The organism is Bacillus sp. PS95 (assembly GCF_037963565.1).
Lineage (GTDB): Bacteria > Bacillota > Bacilli > Bacillales > Bacillaceae > Bacillus > Bacillus subtilis.
Window position 1 is genome coordinate 1,148,099 of the sequence record NZ_CP150160.1, and the last position, 15,776, is coordinate 1,163,874.

At 46.6% G+C, this 15,776-nt stretch carries 17 protein-coding genes; 14 read left to right on the forward strand and 3 right to left on the reverse strand.

Annotation, left to right across the window (positions count from 1 at the left end):
- Positions 1-33 precede the first annotated feature (33 nt).
- Both NSQ12_RS05960 and NSQ12_RS05965 read left to right on the forward strand, forming a co-directional pair.
- Positions 34-876 (forward strand): YitT family protein, encoded by an 843-nt coding sequence (locus tag NSQ12_RS05960; protein WP_003245017.1) that lies wholly within the window; start codon positions 34-36, stop codon positions 874-876.
- Between the two features lie 18 nt (positions 877-894).
- Entirely contained in the window at positions 895-1,350 is a 456-nt protein-coding gene (locus tag NSQ12_RS05965; protein ID WP_339176167.1) for a BsuPI-related putative proteinase inhibitor, read from the forward strand.
- Between the two features lie 30 nt (positions 1,351-1,380).
- Here the strand turns inward: NSQ12_RS05965 and NSQ12_RS05970 are convergent, their stop codons facing one another.
- From NSQ12_RS05970 to yitU, 3 genes are all read right to left on the reverse strand, one after another.
- Positions 1,381-1,578, reverse strand: coding sequence for a DUF3813 domain-containing protein (locus tag NSQ12_RS05970; protein WP_003233010.1), 198 nt, complete (start codon positions 1,576-1,578; stop codon positions 1,381-1,383).
- Complete coding sequence (locus NSQ12_RS05975; protein WP_017695668.1) at positions 1,579-1,731, reverse strand: hypothetical protein; 153 nt, start codon at positions 1,729-1,731, stop codon at positions 1,579-1,581.
- 104 nt (positions 1,732-1,835) lie between these two features.
- Positions 1,836-2,648, reverse strand: coding sequence for a 5-amino-6-(5-phospho-D-ribitylamino)uracil phosphatase YitU (yitU, locus tag NSQ12_RS05980; protein ID WP_339176169.1), 813 nt, complete (start codon positions 2,646-2,648; stop codon positions 1,836-1,838).
- A 120-nt stretch (positions 2,649-2,768) separates the two neighbouring features.
- On the opposite strand from yitU, the gene NSQ12_RS05985 reads away from it, so the two are divergent.
- The 12 genes from NSQ12_RS05985 (at position 2,769) to argF (ending at position 15,766) form a co-directional block, all read left to right on the forward strand.
- Positions 2,769-3,536 (forward strand): prolyl oligopeptidase family serine peptidase, encoded by a 768-nt coding sequence (locus NSQ12_RS05985; RefSeq protein WP_116315453.1) that lies wholly within the window; start codon positions 2,769-2,771, stop codon positions 3,534-3,536.
- 63 nt (positions 3,537-3,599) lie between these two features.
- Complete coding sequence (locus NSQ12_RS05990; protein ID WP_003232998.1) at positions 3,600-3,908, forward strand: metal-sulfur cluster assembly factor; 309 nt, start codon at positions 3,600-3,602, stop codon at positions 3,906-3,908.
- A 64-nt stretch (positions 3,909-3,972) separates the two neighbouring features.
- Positions 3,973-4,143: a YqaE/Pmp3 family membrane protein gene (locus tag NSQ12_RS05995; protein ID WP_003232996.1), complete on the forward strand. Its 171-nt coding sequence runs from the start codon at positions 3,973-3,975 to the stop codon at positions 4,141-4,143.
- 61 nt (positions 4,144-4,204) lie between these two features.
- Positions 4,205-5,635 (forward strand): FAD-binding oxidoreductase, encoded by a 1,431-nt coding sequence (locus NSQ12_RS06000; protein WP_133953497.1) that lies wholly within the window; start codon positions 4,205-4,207, stop codon positions 5,633-5,635.
- Positions 5,635-6,174 (forward strand): MFS transporter, encoded by a 540-nt coding sequence (locus NSQ12_RS06005; protein WP_003232993.1) that lies wholly within the window; start codon positions 5,635-5,637, stop codon positions 6,172-6,174. Before NSQ12_RS06000 ends, NSQ12_RS06005 begins: the two co-directional genes overlap by 1 nt.
- A gap of 205 nt (positions 6,175-6,379) precedes the next feature.
- Positions 6,380-7,417 carry an N-acetyl-gamma-glutamyl-phosphate reductase gene (argC, locus tag NSQ12_RS06010; RefSeq protein WP_163189960.1) on the forward strand — a complete coding sequence of 346 codons (1,038 nt, stop codon included), beginning with the start codon at positions 6,380-6,382 and terminating at the stop codon, positions 7,415-7,417.
- Between the two features lie 19 nt (positions 7,418-7,436).
- Positions 7,437-8,657, forward strand: a complete 1,221-nt coding sequence (gene argJ, locus NSQ12_RS06015) for a bifunctional ornithine acetyltransferase/N-acetylglutamate synthase (RefSeq protein WP_212058995.1) — start codon at positions 7,437-7,439, stop codon at positions 8,655-8,657.
- Between the two features lie 14 nt (positions 8,658-8,671).
- Positions 8,672-9,448 (forward strand): acetylglutamate kinase, encoded by a 777-nt coding sequence (gene argB / locus NSQ12_RS06020; RefSeq protein WP_014476417.1) that lies wholly within the window; start codon positions 8,672-8,674, stop codon positions 9,446-9,448.
- Positions 9,445-10,602, forward strand: a complete 1,158-nt coding sequence (locus NSQ12_RS06025) for an acetylornithine transaminase (RefSeq protein WP_069964103.1) — start codon at positions 9,445-9,447, stop codon at positions 10,600-10,602. Before argB ends, NSQ12_RS06025 begins: the two co-directional genes overlap by 4 nt.
- A 70-nt stretch (positions 10,603-10,672) precedes the next feature.
- On the forward strand, positions 10,673-11,734 hold the full coding sequence (locus tag NSQ12_RS06030; RefSeq protein WP_032721333.1) for a carbamoyl phosphate synthase small subunit: 1,062 nt from the start codon (positions 10,673-10,675) through the stop codon (positions 11,732-11,734).
- On the forward strand, positions 11,727-14,819 hold the full coding sequence (locus NSQ12_RS06035; RefSeq protein ID WP_033883597.1) for a carbamoyl phosphate synthase large subunit: 3,093 nt from the start codon (positions 11,727-11,729) through the stop codon (positions 14,817-14,819). The genes NSQ12_RS06030 and NSQ12_RS06035 overlap by 8 nt, the downstream gene beginning before the upstream one ends.
- Positions 14,807-15,766 carry an ornithine carbamoyltransferase gene (gene argF, locus NSQ12_RS06040; protein ID WP_076457865.1) on the forward strand — a complete coding sequence of 320 codons (960 nt, stop codon included), beginning with the start codon at positions 14,807-14,809 and terminating at the stop codon, positions 15,764-15,766. Before NSQ12_RS06035 ends, argF begins: the two co-directional genes overlap by 13 nt.
- The last annotated feature ends 10 nt before the right edge of the window (positions 15,767-15,776 follow it).

Below are 15,776 nucleotides of genomic sequence, written 5' to 3' on the forward strand. Positions count from 1 at the left end.
CATAATAAAGAAGAAAGAGCGGAGGAACATGCCATGGTACTAGATCAAACAAAAAAATTACTCATCGTCATCATCGGCGCTTTACTCAATGCTGCCGGGCTGAACTTATTTTTGATTCCGGCAGATGTATATGCCAGCGGATTTACAGGTGTTGCCCAGCTTTTATCAAGCGTCGTTGATCAATATGCCCCCTTTTACATATCGACGGGAACGCTCTTGTTCCTCTTAAACATTCCGGTCGGTATTTTAGGATGGCTGAAGGTCGGCAAATCGTTTACAGTGTACAGCATTTTAAGTGTCGCACTCACTACTCTGTTTATGGGGATCCTGCCGGAAACAAGCCTGTCACATGACATTTTGCTGAACGCGGTGTTCGGCGGCGTCATTTCCGCAGTCGGTATCGGTTTAACATTAAAATACGGAGCTTCGACAGGCGGGCTTGATATCGTCGCCATGGTGCTTGCAAAGTGGAAGGATAAACCCGTCGGCACGTATTTCTTCATTCTGAACGGGATTATCATCTTGACGGCAGGATTATTGCAAGGTTGGGAGAAAGCATTATATACCCTGGTTACGCTGTATGTGACAACAAGGGTGATCGACGCCATTCACACTCGCCACATGAAGCTCACGGCAATGATCGTGACGAAAAAAGCGGACGAAATCAAGGAAGCCATTTACGGAAAAATGGTGCGCGGCATCACAACTGTTCCGGCAAAAGGAGCTTTTACGAACGAACAGAAAGAAATGATGATTATCGTCATCACGAGGTATGAACTGTACGATTTAGAAAAGATCGTCAAAGAAGTTGATCCGAAAGCATTTACGAACATCGTTCAAACGACAGGGATTTTTGGTTTCTTTAGAAAAGACTGACGAAAGCAGGTGGAAGTCGTGAAACGGCTGCTTGTGATGCTCCTCCCCGTGCTGCTTTTGATAGGCTGCGGGAAAGATGAGCAGACAGAACCCGATAAGGAGGCATCAGGCGGAATGGAGAATCAAGAGGTTGTTTTATCTATTGACGCAATTCAGGAGCCTGAACAAATCAAGTTTAACATGTCGCTGAAGAACCAAAGCGAACGTGCTGTCGAGTTTCAATTCAGCACAGGGCAAAAATTTGAACTTGTCGTGTATGATTCTGAGCACAAAGAAAGATACCGTTATTCGAAAGACAAAATGTTTACGCAGGCTTTTCAAAACCTGACGCTTGAATCTGGAGAAACATATGATTTCTCTGATGTGTGGAAGGAAGTCCCTGAGCCCGGAACCTATGAGGTAAAGGTGACATTTAAGGGCAGGGCGGAAAATCTCAAGCAGGTGCAGGCTGTTCAGCAGTTTGAAGTCAAATAAGAGGCTATGGCGAGTCGCCATAGCCTTTTTTTATTGCAGTTTGTCCAGCTGATTTTGAAATTGATGGAGCTGTCGACGTTCCGCATCTGTCGAATTGGCATACGCAGAAGATACAGCATTTTTGGCTCTCAGAATCGCTTGCTCCTGATCGCCTTCCTCAAAGCCGTTTGTCACCATGACCGCCTGTTGAACAAATGATTTTGCCTGCTGAAACAGTTCATTTCTCATTTAATATTCAACCTGGCTTTCGGCCGAGTCTCGTGCCGCGGCATGCTGGTGAGCTTCTTCTAAAGTAGACCGATATGGAAATCTTGCGGCGTGTAGCCCGATGGAGTCTTTACCCTGCTGAATAAACCTTCTGGATTTGCTTCGTTTACCCATTTTGAGACTGCCCCCTTCCATACTTTGACGAGATGAGTCGTCTTCAATTAGTATGGTGGGGCAAAGTAAGGTTTATGAGTGGGAAAAATTAATACGGACCTTCTTTAAAGTGAGAAATATTCTTTCAAAAACCTTGCAACGCCGTCCTCTTCATTTGTAGCCGTTGTTCGGTTGGCAATCTGCTTGACCGCGTCAATTCCATTTCCCATTGCAACGCCGCAGCCTGCAAATTCAAGCATTTCCAAATCGTTATCCTCATCCCCGAAAGCAATGATCCGCTCCCTCGGCACGCCGTAATAATCGCTGATTTTCTCCAGGCCGACCGCTTTATTCATGCCGCTTTTGATAATTTCAATGACATGCCACGGTGCGGCCCATCTTCTATGGTCGATCACCTCGGCATGCACATCCGATAAATAAGAGCGTATTGCCGGCACATCATCTTCCTTTGCGTGTATGAGTACAGACGTCACATCTTCACCAAGATTTTCTCTCAAGTCTCCGACCGTTACATTTGTTGTGTTCATGTTAAAGGCATCTATCAGGTGCTCATCATGGTAATGAAAGTATACGTCGTCAATCACTTCAGCAAGCACGTTATGTACGTTGTAGCTCTCGCTGATATCCACGAGCTGTTTGACAACATCAAGCGGCAGTGACGTATGATACCGTCCCCAGCTGTCGTCTTGCGGATGATGGACAAATGCTCCGTTAAAATTGACAATTGGCGTTGTCAGCTCCATTTGCTGGTAGTACATGGAACTTGAACGATACGGACGGCCTGTTGAGATGCAGACATAATGTCCGTCATCTTTTAGACGCTGTATCGTCTGAAGGGTGTTTTCAGATATGGTTTTATCATCCTTTAATAATGTTCCATCTAAATCTAATGCGATTAAATAGGGTTTTGTCTCCATGAAAAGCTCCTTTAACCTTAGATTTTGCTTGTTTTTCCTTACTTACAGTGTAGCTTTTTACCATCTTTATTGTCTACATGTTACACTTATGATTATGGTTATCCTAAGGAGGGGCACATTGTGATACAAATTGAGAATCAAACCGTTTCCGGTATTCCGTTTTTACATATTGTAAAGGAAGAGAACAGGCACCGCGCTGTTCCTCTCGTGATCTTTATACATGGTTTTACAAGCGCGAAGGAACACAACCTTCATATTGCTTATCTGCTTGCGGAGAAGGGTTTTAGAGCCGTTCTGCCGGAGGCTTTGCACCATGGGGTACGGGGAGAAGAAATGGCTGTCGAAGAGCTGGCGGGGCATTTTTGGGATATCGTCCTAAACGAGATTGAAGAGATCGGCGTACTTAAAAACCATTTTGAAAAAGAGGGCCTGATAGACGGCGGCCGCATCGGTCTCGCAGGCACGTCAATGGGCGGCATCACAACGCTTGGCGCTTTGACTGCATATGATTGGATAAAAGCCGGCGTCAGCCTGATGGGAAGCCCGAATTACGTGGAGCTGTTTCAGCAGCAGATTGACCATATTCAATCTCAGGGCATTGAAATCGATGTGCCGGAAGAGAAGGTGCAGCAGCTGATGAAACGTCTCGAATTGCGGGATCTCAGCCTTCAGCCGGAGAAACTGCAACAGCGCCCGCTTTTATTTTGGCACGGCGCAAAAGATAAGGTTGTGCCTTACGCGCCGACCCGGAAATTTTATGACACGATCAAATCCCATTACAGCGAGCAGCCGGAACGCCTGCAATTTATCGGAGATGAAAACGCTGACCATAAAGTCCCGCGGGCAGCTGTGTTAAAAACGATTGAATGGTTTGAAACGTACTTATAAAGCACTAAGTTATTAACAAGAGCTGAATTTACGTTATACTGTAGAAAAAAGGAGTGAGGGAACGTGGAAGAAGCATTAAAAGAAAACATCATGGGCGCCCTGGAACAGGTTGTCGATCCTGAGCTTGGCGTTGATATCGTGAACCTCGGCTTGGTATATGACGTTGATATGGATGAAGATGGCTTGACGCACATCACCATGACGCTAACATCAATGGGATGCCCTTTAGCGCCGATTATCGTGGATGAGGTGAAAAAAGCATTAGCGGACCTTCCTGAAGTGAAAGACACAGAGGTTCACATTGTATGGAATCCGCCTTGGACTAGGGATAAAATGTCCAGATACGCAAAAATTGCGCTTGGCATTCAATAAAACAAAAGAGGACAGCCTGATATGTGAGGCTGTCCTTTTTTACAGCTGAAAGGAGTGAAAGGGAATGATGTACCTGCTGGCAGTTTTATGCCCGCCGCTTGCTGTTTTGTTTTCGGGAAAACCGTTTCAGGCCTTGCTGAATCTCATATTGACCTGTATCTTTTGGCTGCCGGGCGCGATTCACGCCTGCTTTATCGTCGCCGACCGCCGTGCCGAAAAACGGGCAAGAAGATAATTTGGAAAAATGAGGACGCAGTCATGGTATAATGGTCATAAAAAACAGCAGGGAGAGCACTATGAAAAAGAAATTGCTTGCATTCGCGCTTTGTACTGGCGCGTATGCGGCCCTGTTTGCGTACTCTGTGAACCCAGAGCAAAAAACAGACACAAGCGAGATGACGGATGTCAGCCGCCTGATGCCTGTAAAAATAAAGCAGACAGTGAAAGGGCAGGAAGAGGAAACGCTCATTGACACAGTCAAAGAGGCAAATCGAAAAAACATAAAAATTTCAATCGCCGGGGCCCAGCACTCCATGGGCGGCCATACATATTATGAGGACGGCATCGTTCTCGACATGACGGGCTACAACAAAATCCTGTCACTCGATCAAGAGAAGAAAACCATCAGGGTGCAAAGCGGTGCAACGTGGAATGATATCCAGAAATACGTGAATCCATACGGACTCGCGGTAAAAGTCATGCAGTCACAAAACATTTTTACAATCGGCGGATCTCTCAGCGCAAATGCACACGGACGTGATATTCGCTACGGCTCGCTGATTGATACAGTCAAATCATTTCGGCTTTTAAAAGCTGACGGGACGATTATCACTGTCACTCCAAAAGATGATTTGTTTACGGCGGTCATCGGAGGGTACGGCCTTTTTGGCGTGATTCTTGATGTAACGCTTGAGCTGACAGATGATGAGCTGTATGTCATGAAGACAGAAAAAATGAATTACAGCACATACTCAGACTATTTTTCAAAGCATGTAAAAGGAAATCCAGATGTCCGAATGCATCTGGCGCGAATTTCAACAGCGAAAAAAGGATTTCTGAAAGACATGTATGTCACAAATTACGTATTGGCTGATCATCAGGATCAGCTGCCATCATACAGCGATCTCAAAGAAGATGAGTATACGGGAGCCACAAAGTTTGCACTCGGTTTGTCAAGACAGTATGAATGGGGCAGGAATTGGCTGTGGGACACACAGCAATCCTATTTCCTGAGCCAAAACGGCACAGAGATTTCACGCAATAACGTCATGCGGTCCGAATCAAAGTTTCTAGAGTATGAAAACAATGACAACACAGATGTTTTGCAAGAATACTTTGTGCCCGTGAAGGAGTATGGGTCCTATATTGATGACCTGAGACAAACGCTGTCGGACGAAGATCTGAACCTGCTGAACATTACGATCCGCTACGTGCAGAAAAATGAAAAGGCCGACCTTTCCTATGCGAAGGACGATATGTTTTCGCTCGTGCTATTAATAAACGAGGGCTTTTCAAAAGAAGACCAGGCAGATACTGCCCGAATCATCAGGCGCATGACAGACGTTGCCATCAAGCACGGCGGCAGCTATTATCTGCCTTATATGACCTACCAGACAAAAGCGCAAATGAGACAGGCATATCCGAAAAGTGAAGCGTTTTTTCAGAAAAAACGAACCTATGACCCGGATGAGCGCTTTATGAATTACTTTTATCAGAGGTATAAATAATGGGGAAAAACAAATTAAAATGGCTGACATTATCACAAAGCAGCGTGTTTTTCGCAAGCAGCTTAATCTTTCCGTTTTATATTCTGTTTGTGAAAAATATCGGCTCAAGCTACACACAGTTCGGTTTTTCCTACGGATTGTTCGGGTTGAGCGGAGCGCTCATTTACCCGCTCCTCGGACGGCTGTCTGAAAGGTTTGACAGCCGTTATTTTCTGCTTCTGAACTCGTGGGGGATGGCTGTTCTGCTTTTATATGTCCCGCATATCGGAAGCGTCGTTCAAGTGTATATCGTCCAAGTGCTGTTAGGGCTCTTTGGAGCGATGCAAAAGCATGGAGAAAAAGTGCTGATCGCTAATTTTACAGACAGCGGAGAGCGTGGAAAGAAGATTGGAAATTACCATTTTTGGACAGCTGTCTTTTCAGCAGCAGCCATTATGCTCGGGGGCTTTCTCGCTGACTTTTTTACAGTGCAAATGATTTTTTATGCAAGCTCTATTCTATATTTTTTGAGTGGATTGATGATGATGAAAACAGGCTGACGCGGTCAGCCTGTTTTTTTATACGGCTGAAATGCGGCATCGCATCAACGTTTTTGTGCTGGAGTCGTGCTGATTTTTTTGAGCGGAATTCCCATTGAACAGAAAATTTATAAATGAATAAAAATATTAAATATACGATTGAATTAATTTTTATTCATGTTATAATGTTAAATAATTTCACAAAGACCAAGAGGGTGAACTTGTTTTGAAAATAGGAATTGTAGGTGCTACAGGATATGGAGGCACCGAACTTGTCAGGATTCTCTCGCATCATCCTCATGCAGAGGAATGCATACTTTATTCATCCAGCGGAGAAGGGAATGTCTATAGCGAGGGTTATCCTCATCTTACCGGCTTAGCGGATCAGCAGCTGAAGCCGATTGATATGAATACGATCAAACACGAAATAGATATCATGTTTCTCGCTGCGCCGCCCGGAGTATCAAGTGAATTGACTCCAAAGCTGGCAGACGCGGGAATTCCGGTTATTGATCTGTCAGGTGATCTGAGGATACAAGAACCGGCTGAATATGAAAAATGGTATAAACGGACAGCGGCACCGAAGGCAGTGATTCAAGAGGCGGTATACGGTTTGGCAGAACTGAATCAACAGCAAATTCAACAGGCGAAACTCATTGCCAATCCAGGCTGTTTTCCAACAGCTGTTTTGCTTGGCCTCGCGCCATTGGCTCAAAAGAAACTGCTCGATGAATCTTTCGTTATCGTTGACGCGAAGACGGGTGTTTCCGGAGCGGGAAGAAAAGCATCCATGGGAACCCATTTTTCTGAGCTGAACGGCAATTTTAAAATTTACAAAGTCAATGAACATCAGCACACGCCGGAAATTGAGCAGGCGCTGAATGAATGGCAGCCAGGCCTCGGGCCCATTACATTTTCGGCTCACTTGGTTCCGATGACAAGGGGCATCATGGCGACGATGTATACCAGATTAACCTGTGATCTATCAGCAGATGACCTGCATGATTTATATTCGGAATTTTACCAAGATTCATATTTTGTGAGAGTGAGGCCAAAAGGTCAGTACCCGCAAACGAAAGAAGTGTACGGCAGCAATTTTTGTGATATCGCCGTGACCCTCGATGAGAGAACGAACAGAGTCACGATCGTCTCGGTAATCGATAATTTAATGAAGGGTGCCGCCGGTCAGGCAGTGCAAAACTTTAATTTGATGAATGGCTGGAATGAAGAAACTGGACTCACCATCACGCCAATTTATCCATAGAACGGGAGAGAATCGAACCATGATTCAGTTAAGTGAAGATCAAATTGTAAAAGTAACAGGGGATGTATCCTCGCCAAAAGGGTTTCAGGCAAAGGGTGTGCATTGCGGACTGCGCTACTCGAAAAAAGACCTCGGCGTCATTATCAGCGAGACACCGGCCGTGAGTGCAGCGGTTTATACCCAAAGCCACTTTCAGGCTGCTCCGATCAAAGTGACACAAGACAGCTTAAAGCACGGACCGACACTGAAAGCCGTCATCGTCAACAGCGCCATTGCCAACGCCTGCACGGGAGAACAGGGCTTAAAGGACGCATACACAATGCGGGAGAGCTTTGCTTCACAGCTTGGCATTGAGCCGGAGCTTGTCGCTGTTTCATCAACGGGTGTCATCGGCGAGCATTTAGACATGGAAAAAATCCACGCGGGGATCGAGCTGCTGAAAGAAACACCTGCGGGATCAGGCGATTTTGAGGAAGCGATTTTAACAACTGATACGGTAATCAAGCAGACGTGCTATGAGCTGGCAATCGGCGGCAAAACAGTCACGATCGGCGGAGCGGCCAAAGGCTCTGGGATGATACACCCGAACATGGCCACGATGCTGGGATTTGTGACAACTGACGCGGCAATCGAAGAAAAAGCGCTGCAAAAGGCGCTTCGGGAAATCACTGACGTTTCATTTAACCAAATCACAGTTGACGGAGAAACATCCACGAACGATATGGTATTAGTTATGGCGAATGGCTGCGCCGAAAACGAGTGCCTGACAGAAGACCATCCAGACTGGCCGGTCTTTAAAAAAGCGCTCTTGCTCACTTGTGAGGATCTGGCTAAAGAGATTGCCAGAGACGGAGAAGGCGCGACAAAACTAATTGAAGCCCAAGTGCAGGGAGCGAAAAACAATCTTGATGCAAACGTCATTGCCAAAAAGATTGTTGGCTCAAATCTTGTAAAAACGGCAGTATACGGAACAGATGCCAACTGGGGGCGGATCATCGGAGCCATCGGACACTCCGCAGCACAGGTGACGGCAGAAGAAGTAGAGGTTTATCTTGGCGGCCAATGCCTGTTTAAGGATAACGAACCTCAGCCATTCTCTGAATCTCTCGCCAAGGAATACCTTGAAGGAGATGAAATCACCATTGTCATCAAGATGGATGAAGGGGACGGAAACGGGAGAGCGTGGGGCTGTGACCTGACCTATGACTATATCAAAATTAACGCGAGCTATCGCACGTAATAAAGGGGAGCGAAATGAAGAAAACTATCGTTTTTAAATGCGGGGGAAGCGTCATCCGTGAGCTGTCGGAGGAATTTTTTCAAAATCTGAAAGAGCTGATGGCGTCAGGCTGGAAGCTGGCGATCGTACATGGCGGGGGACCGGAAATCACGAATATGCTGAAACGGTTAAATATCAAGACAGAGTTTTCGGGCGGACAGAGGAAAACAACGAAGCCGGTGCTGGAAGTGGCGGAAATGGTTTTATCCGGTTCTGTCAATAAATTTTTCGTTGCTGAGCTTGCCAAACACGGACTGCGAGCCGCAGGCATTTCTGGTAAGGATGGCGGTCTTTTGGAGGCTGATTATCTAGATCCGGAAACATACGGAGAAGTGGGAGAAATCAAAAAAGTCGATGCGTCCATGGTGAACGCGCTGATGGAAAATGGCATCATCCCCGTTATTGCGCCGCTGTCTATGACAAGCGACTGCAAAACGCTGAATGTAAATGCTGATCTGGCTGCTTCAGCAGTCGCCGGAGCGCTTGAAGCCGATAAGCTGATGTTCGTCACGGATGTCGATGGAATCATGAAGGAAAAGCAGCGTCTGGACGTCCTGACCCCTAAGGAGATTCAGATGCTGATCAAGCAGGAAGTGATCACAGGAGGGATGATCCCGAAGGTCAATTCAGCCTTGTCAGCTTTATCAGATCAGGTGTCTGAAGTCATGATCGTAAACGGAAAAGGATCATTCTTCGCAGAACAAACCTTTCAAGGGACAAAAATCGTCAAAGCAAAGGAGGCTGTTTCATGAGCAGCTTGTTTCAAACCTACGGCCGTTGGGATATTGACCTCAAAAAAGCAAAGGGAACGTACGTTGAGGATCAAAACGGCAAAACGTACCTTGATTTCATTCAGGGGATTGCGGTATCAAATCTAGGACACTGCCATGAAGCGGTGACAGAGGCAGTCAAAAAACAGCTTGACAGCGTATGGCACGTATCAAACCTGTTTCAAAACAGTCTCCAAGAGCAAGCGGCGCAGAAGCTGGCGGCGCATAGTGCAGGAGATCTTGTCTTTTTCTGCAACAGCGGCGCGGAGGCGAATGAAGGTGCGATAAAGCTTGCCCGAAAAGCAACTGGAAAAACAAAAATCATCACTTTTCTTCAGTCGTTCCATGGCCGCACGTATGCAGGGATGGCTGCGACCGGACAGGATAAAATCAAAACAGGCTTCGGCCCGATGCTTGAAGGCTTTCACTACCTGCCATACAATGATCCTTCTGCTTTTAAAGCTCTTGGGGAGGAAGGCGATATTGCCGCGGTGATGCTTGAAACAGTGCAGGGAGAAGGAGGAGTCAATCCGGCTAGTGCTGAATTTTTATCAGCCGTACAGTCGTTTTGCAAGGAAAAGCAAGCCCTTCTCATCATTGATGAAATCCAGACCGGCATCGGACGGACGGGAAAAGGCTTCGCATATGAGCACTTCGGACTCTCACCGGATATCATCACAGTCGCCAAAGGATTGGGAAACGGCTTTCCGGTCGGCGCTGTCATCGGAAAGAAACAGCTTGGAGAAGCGTTTACCCCTGGTTCTCACGGAACGACTTTCGGAGGAAACATGCTGGCGATGGCTGCTGTGAATGCCACATTGCAAATTGTATTCCAGCCTGACTTTTTGCAAGAGGCTGCTGACAAAGGGGCGTTTTTAAAAGAACAGCTTGAGGCAGAGCTAAAGAGCCCTTTTGTTAAACAAATCCGAGGTAAAGGATTAATGCTTGGAATTGAGTGTGATGGCCCGGTTGCTGACATTATTGCTGAATTGCAGACATTAGGCTTGCTTGTATTGCCGGCCGGCCCGAACGTGATTCGGCTGCTGCCGCCGCTCACCGTGACTAAGGATGAAATAGCAGAAGCCGTCAGCAAGCTGAAACAGGCAATCGCTCATCATTCCGCTGTAAACCAGTGATTTTTTTTCGATATAAAGGCATAAAAATTCATTTTTATAATTAATTATTCATCAAGAGGTGGGCTGTTAGATGGAAGGTTATTTAGTGTTAGAAGATGGGACATCGTTCAGCGGCGAGCTGGACGGTCATGAAAACTGCACGGGAGAAGCTGTTTTTTTCACAGGAATGACAGGCTACCAGGAAGTGCTGACAGATCCATCATATAAGGGACAGATTATTGTATTTACCTACCCGCTGATTGGCAACTACGGCATAAATGAAAAGGATTTTGAAAGCAAGAAACCGCAAGTAAAAGCCGCGGTTGTCTATGAGGCGTGTGATCACTTTTCTCATTATGAAGCGGTATACAGCCTCAAGGAGTATCTACAGAAATGGAATATTCCGCTGTTAACCCATGTTGATACGAGGGCTGTCGTGAAGAAAATCCGGGCAAACGGGACGATGGGTGCGACAGTCACAGCCTCTAAAGAAGGAGCTGAGATTGCTCTTCAACCAGAGAATGTGGCAGAGCAGGCTTCCGCCCAGGAAATCAGCACATTCGGCGACGGGAATAAACATATCGCTCTCATTGATTTTGGCTATAAAAAGTCAATCGCATCATCACTTGTCAAACGAGGCTGCAAGGTTACCGTGGTGCCATACCAGCAAATGGAGGCCGTATACAACATCAAACCCGATGGCATTGTGCTATCGAACGGACCTGGAGATCCGAAAGCAATCCAGCCATATTTAGGAAAGATCAAAAGCATCATCAGCCGCTTTCCGACTCTCGGCATTTGTCTCGGACATCAGCTGATCGCGCTCGCGTTCGGAGGGAATACTTTTAAGCTGCCATTCGGACACAGGGGAGCTAATCATCCGGTCATCGACCGTGAGACGAAACGGGTCTTTATGACAAGCCAAAACCACAGCTATGTGGTTGATGAACAGTCGATTAATGAAGAAGAGCTCACGATCAGGTTTCATCATGTCAATGATACGTCAGTTGAAGGGCTTGCCCATAAAAAACTGCCTGTCATGAGTGTTCAATTCCACCCGGAAGCCCATCCCGGACCTGCGGAAAGCGAATGGATTTTTGATGATTATTTAAAGAATGTGATACCAGCAAGGAGAGAAATTGCGCATGCCTAAAGACACCAGTATTTCAAGCATATTAGTAATCGGCTCAGGCCCGATCATTATCGGGCAGGCGGCAGAATTTGATTATTCAGGCACTCAAGGGTGCATCGCGCTGAAGGAGGAGGGCTACCGGGTGATTCTCGTCAACAGCAATCCGGCGACAATTATGACCGATGAAGCCTTCGCTGATGAAATTTATTTTGAACCTCTGACAGCAGAAAGCCTGACAGCCATCATTAAGAAAGAACGGCCTGATGGGCTTCTTGCCAATTTAGGCGGTCAGACCGCATTGAATTTAGCGGTGGAGCTTGAAGAAACGGGTGTTTTAAAAGAGCACGGCGTCAAACTCCTCGGCACATCCGTTGAAACGATACAAAAAGGAGAAGACCGGGAAAAATTCCGTTCGTTAATGAATGAATTAAAACAGCCCGTGCCGGAGAGTGAAATTGTTGATAACGAGGCCGATGCCCTCCATTTTGCGGAATCCATCGGTTTTCCTGTTATTATCAGACCGGCTTACACATTAGGCGGAAAGGGCGGAGGAATCGCCCCTGATAAAGAAGCCTTTACAGCTATGATTAAGCAGGCGCTATTAGCAAGCCCGATCAATCAATGCCTTGTCGAAAAAAGCATTGCCGGCTTTAAAGAAATTGAATATGAAGTCATGCGTGACAGCAATAACACATGCATTACCGTCTGCAATATGGAAAATATCGATCCGGTCGGCGTGCATACAGGTGACTCTATTGTTGTGGCGCCGTCACAAACATTGACAGACGAAGACTATCAAATGCTGCGGACAGCAAGTCTGACGATCATCTCAGCACTTGATGTTGTAGGCGGCTGCAACATTCAATTCGCGCTTGATCCATTCAGCAAGCAATATTACGTCATTGAAGTGAATCCGCGTGTAAGCCGGTCATCGGCTCTCGCGTCTAAAGCGACCGGTTATCCGATTGCGAAGATGGCCGCGAAACTGGCAGTCGGATACACCCTTGACGAGCTGAAAAATCCGCTCACAGGGTCGACTTACGCAAGCTTTGAACCGGCACTGGACTATGTGATCGTCAAATTTCCGCGCTGGCCGTTTGATAAATTCAAAAACGCAGACCGCAAGCTTGGCACAAAAATGAAAGCCACCGGTGAAGTGATGGCGATTGAACGGAATTTAGAAGCAGCGATACAAAAGGCAGCCGCGTCGCTTGAATTAAAAAATATCGGGACACACCTTCCAGAGCTCAGCGGGTTGTCAATTGATACGCTATGGGATTTGGCAATCACTCCGGATGACCGCAGATTTTTCGTTGTCATGGAGCTGTTGAGCCGCAGCGTCTCGATTGATGACATCCATGAAAAAACAAAAATTGATCCGTTTTTCCTTCATACCTTTGACAACATCATCAAATTGGAAAACCGCCTGATGGAAGCAGGGAGCGATCTCTCTTTTGAATTATTGAAGAAAGCAAAGGAAAAGGGATTCTCAGACGCAACGATTGCCTCACTGATCGGCAAAACAGAGGAAGAGGTGCGCGCGCTTCGCAAGGAGATGGGCATTACGCCTTCCTTTAAAATCGTAGATACATGCGCGGCAGAGTTTGATGCGAAAACAAACTATTTTTACTCCACATATTTCGGAGAAACCGATGGAGACATCAGCCGCAAAGAGAAAAAACGCGCGCTCATTATCGGATCAGGCCCGATTCGGATCGGCCAAGGCGTTGAATTTGATTATAGTGCTGTTCACGGTGTGCTGACACTGCAAGAGCTTGGATTCGAAACCATCATGATTAACAATAACCCGGAAACGGTCAGCACCGATTATGAAATTGCGGATCGCCTGTATTTTGAACCGATGACAACGGAGCATATTGTAAACGTGGCGGAGCAGGAAAATATTGATTTTGCAATTGTGCAATTCGGCGGCCAAACTGCAATCAATGCTGCTGAAGCGCTCGAAAAAGCCGGCATTACTCTTCTTGGCACATCATTTCAAACGCTCGACGTGTTAGAGGATCGGGATCAATTTTATCAGCTTCTTGACGAGCTGGGATTGAAGCACGCAAAAGGAGAAATTGCTTATACAAAAGAAGAAGCCGCTTCAAAAGCGAGTGAGATCGGCTATCCGGTGTTAATCCGCCCATCTTACGTTATCGGCGGAATGGGCATGATCATTGTTGACTCGCAAGCCCAGCTTTCTCAGCTGCTGAATGATGAGGACAGCATGCCATACCCGATTTTGATTGATCAGTATGTGTCTGGAAAGGAAGTCGAAATTGATTTGATTTCCGACGGCGAGGATGTCTTTATCCCGACATATACCGAGCATATTGAACGGGCAGGTGTCCATTCAGGGGACAGCTTTGCCATTCTTCCCGGGCCGTCCATCATGAGCGGGCTGCAGCAGGGCATGAAAGATGCGGCACAAAAAATTGCCCGAAAACTTTCATTTAAAGGCATCATGAACATTCAATTTGTGATCGACAATGGAAACATACTCGTTCTTGAAGTGAATCCGAGAGCGAGCCGCACGGTTCCTGTCGTCAGCAAAGTAATGGGCGTTCCGATGATTCCGCTCGCCACACGTCTGCTGGCGGGAGCGTCCTTAAAAGATCTAGATCCGGCAGTTCAAAATCATCATGGAGTTGCCGTGAAGTTCCCTGTTTTTTCTTCTCATGCGATCCAGGATGTGGATGTCAAGCTTGGGCCGGAAATGAAATCAACGGGAGAAGGCATGTGTGTCGCATATGATTCTAACAGCGCCTTGAAAAAAATCTATACAAGAGTCTGGAGTCAAAAAGGAAGCATTTATTTGCAAAACGTTCCGGAAGATGTGAAGGAGTTAGCAGAAAACGCAGGTTTTACAATACATGAAGGAACATTTGCCTCATGGATGGAACAGGAAGGAAACTCGCTCCACATTAATCTGAGCGGTTCTGAAGAAGCACGCAAAGAACGTTTGGAAGCCATGACGCACGGCATCCCCGTCTTTACAGAAGAAGAAACTGTGCGGGCGTTTTTACAAAGCGGTTCAGGCCATCCGCAGCCTGTATCTCTCAAAGACCTCTATAAAAAGGAAGTGGCATCATGCACACAGTGACGCAAACCAGTTTATACGGAAAAGATTTATTAACGTTAAAGGACCTTAGTGAAGAGGATATAAACGCCTTGCTCGCAGAAGCCGGTGAGCTGAAACAAAACAAAATTCAGCCTATATTCCATGGCAAAACCTTGGCGATGATTTTTGAAAAATCATCAACGCGGACCCGTGTTTCATTTGAAGCGGGCATGGCGCAGCTGGGCGGGAACGCCCTCTTTCTAAGCCAGAAAGATCTGCAGCTGGGGCGCGGTGAGACTGTCGCTGATACGGCAAAAGTGCTGTCAGGCTATGTGGATGCCATCATGATCCGGACCTTTGAACATGAAAAGGTGGAGGAACTTGCCAAAGAAGCTGACATTCCGGTGATCAATGGACTTACCGATAAATACCACCCATGCCAGGCGCTGGCGGATCTCTTGACGATTAAGGAGATAAAAGGGAAGCTTAAAGGCGTAAAAGTCGCATACATCGGTGACGGAAATAACGTGGCGCACTCCTTGATGATCGGCTGCGCGAAAATGGGCTGTGATATCTCGATCGCTTCGCCAAAGGGATATGAAGTGTTAGATGAAGCAGCTGAAGCGGCAAAGACATATGCACTTCAATCCGGCTCTTCTGTCACGCTGACAGATGATCCGATTGAAGCTGTAAAAGACGCGGACGTGATTTATTCTGATGTGTTTACAAGCATGGGGCAGGAAGCGGAAGAGCAAGAACGTCTTGCTGTCTTTGCGCCTTATCAGGTAAATGCGGCGCTGGTCAGCCATGCCAAGCCTGACTATACATTTTTACATTGTCTCCCTGCGCATCGTGAGGAAGAAGTGACTGCAGAGGTTATTGACGGGCCGAACTCTGCAGTGTTCCAGCAGGCGGAAAACCGTCTTCATGTGCAAAAAGCACTGCTGAAGGCCATTTTATATAAAGGGGAATCATCAAAAAACTGCTGAGCCAAACTCA

What these genes read in the sequence shown, in the direction of transcription:
- NSQ12_RS06025 (WP_069964103.1), top strand. Translation starts at nt 9,445, where the DNA reads ATGAGCAGCTTGTTTCAAACCTACGGCCGTTGGGATATTGACCTCAAA.
- NSQ12_RS05995 (WP_003232996.1), top strand. Translation starts at nt 3,973, where the DNA reads ATGATGTACCTGCTGGCAGTTTTATGCCCGCCGCTTGCTGTTTTGTTT.
- NSQ12_RS06035 (WP_033883597.1), top strand. Translation starts at nt 11,727, where the DNA reads ATGCCTAAAGACACCAGTATTTCAAGCATATTAGTAATCGGCTCAGGC.
- NSQ12_RS05960 (WP_003245017.1), top strand. Translation starts at nt 34, where the DNA reads ATGGTACTAGATCAAACAAAAAAATTACTCATCGTCATCATCGGCGCT.
- NSQ12_RS06000 (WP_133953497.1), top strand. Translation starts at nt 4,205, where the DNA reads ATGAAAAAGAAATTGCTTGCATTCGCGCTTTGTACTGGCGCGTATGCG.
- NSQ12_RS06030 (WP_032721333.1), top strand. Translation starts at nt 10,673, where the DNA reads ATGGAAGGTTATTTAGTGTTAGAAGATGGGACATCGTTCAGCGGCGAG.
- argJ (WP_212058995.1), top strand. Translation starts at nt 7,437, where the DNA reads ATGATTCAGTTAAGTGAAGATCAAATTGTAAAAGTAACAGGGGATGTA.
- NSQ12_RS05970 (WP_003233010.1), bottom strand. Translation starts at nt 1,578, where the DNA reads ATGAGAAATGAACTGTTTCAGCAGGCAAAATCATTTGTTCAACAGGCG.
- NSQ12_RS06005 (WP_003232993.1), top strand. Translation starts at nt 5,635, where the DNA reads ATGGGGAAAAACAAATTAAAATGGCTGACATTATCACAAAGCAGCGTG.
- argF (WP_076457865.1), top strand. Translation starts at nt 14,807, where the DNA reads ATGCACACAGTGACGCAAACCAGTTTATACGGAAAAGATTTATTAACG.
- NSQ12_RS05975 (WP_017695668.1), bottom strand. Translation starts at nt 1,731, where the DNA reads ATGGGTAAACGAAGCAAATCCAGAAGGTTTATTCAGCAGGGTAAAGAC.
- argB (WP_014476417.1), top strand. Translation starts at nt 8,672, where the DNA reads ATGAAGAAAACTATCGTTTTTAAATGCGGGGGAAGCGTCATCCGTGAG.
- yitU (WP_339176169.1), bottom strand. Translation starts at nt 2,648, where the DNA reads ATGGAGACAAAACCCTATTTAATCGCATTAGATTTAGATGGAACATTA.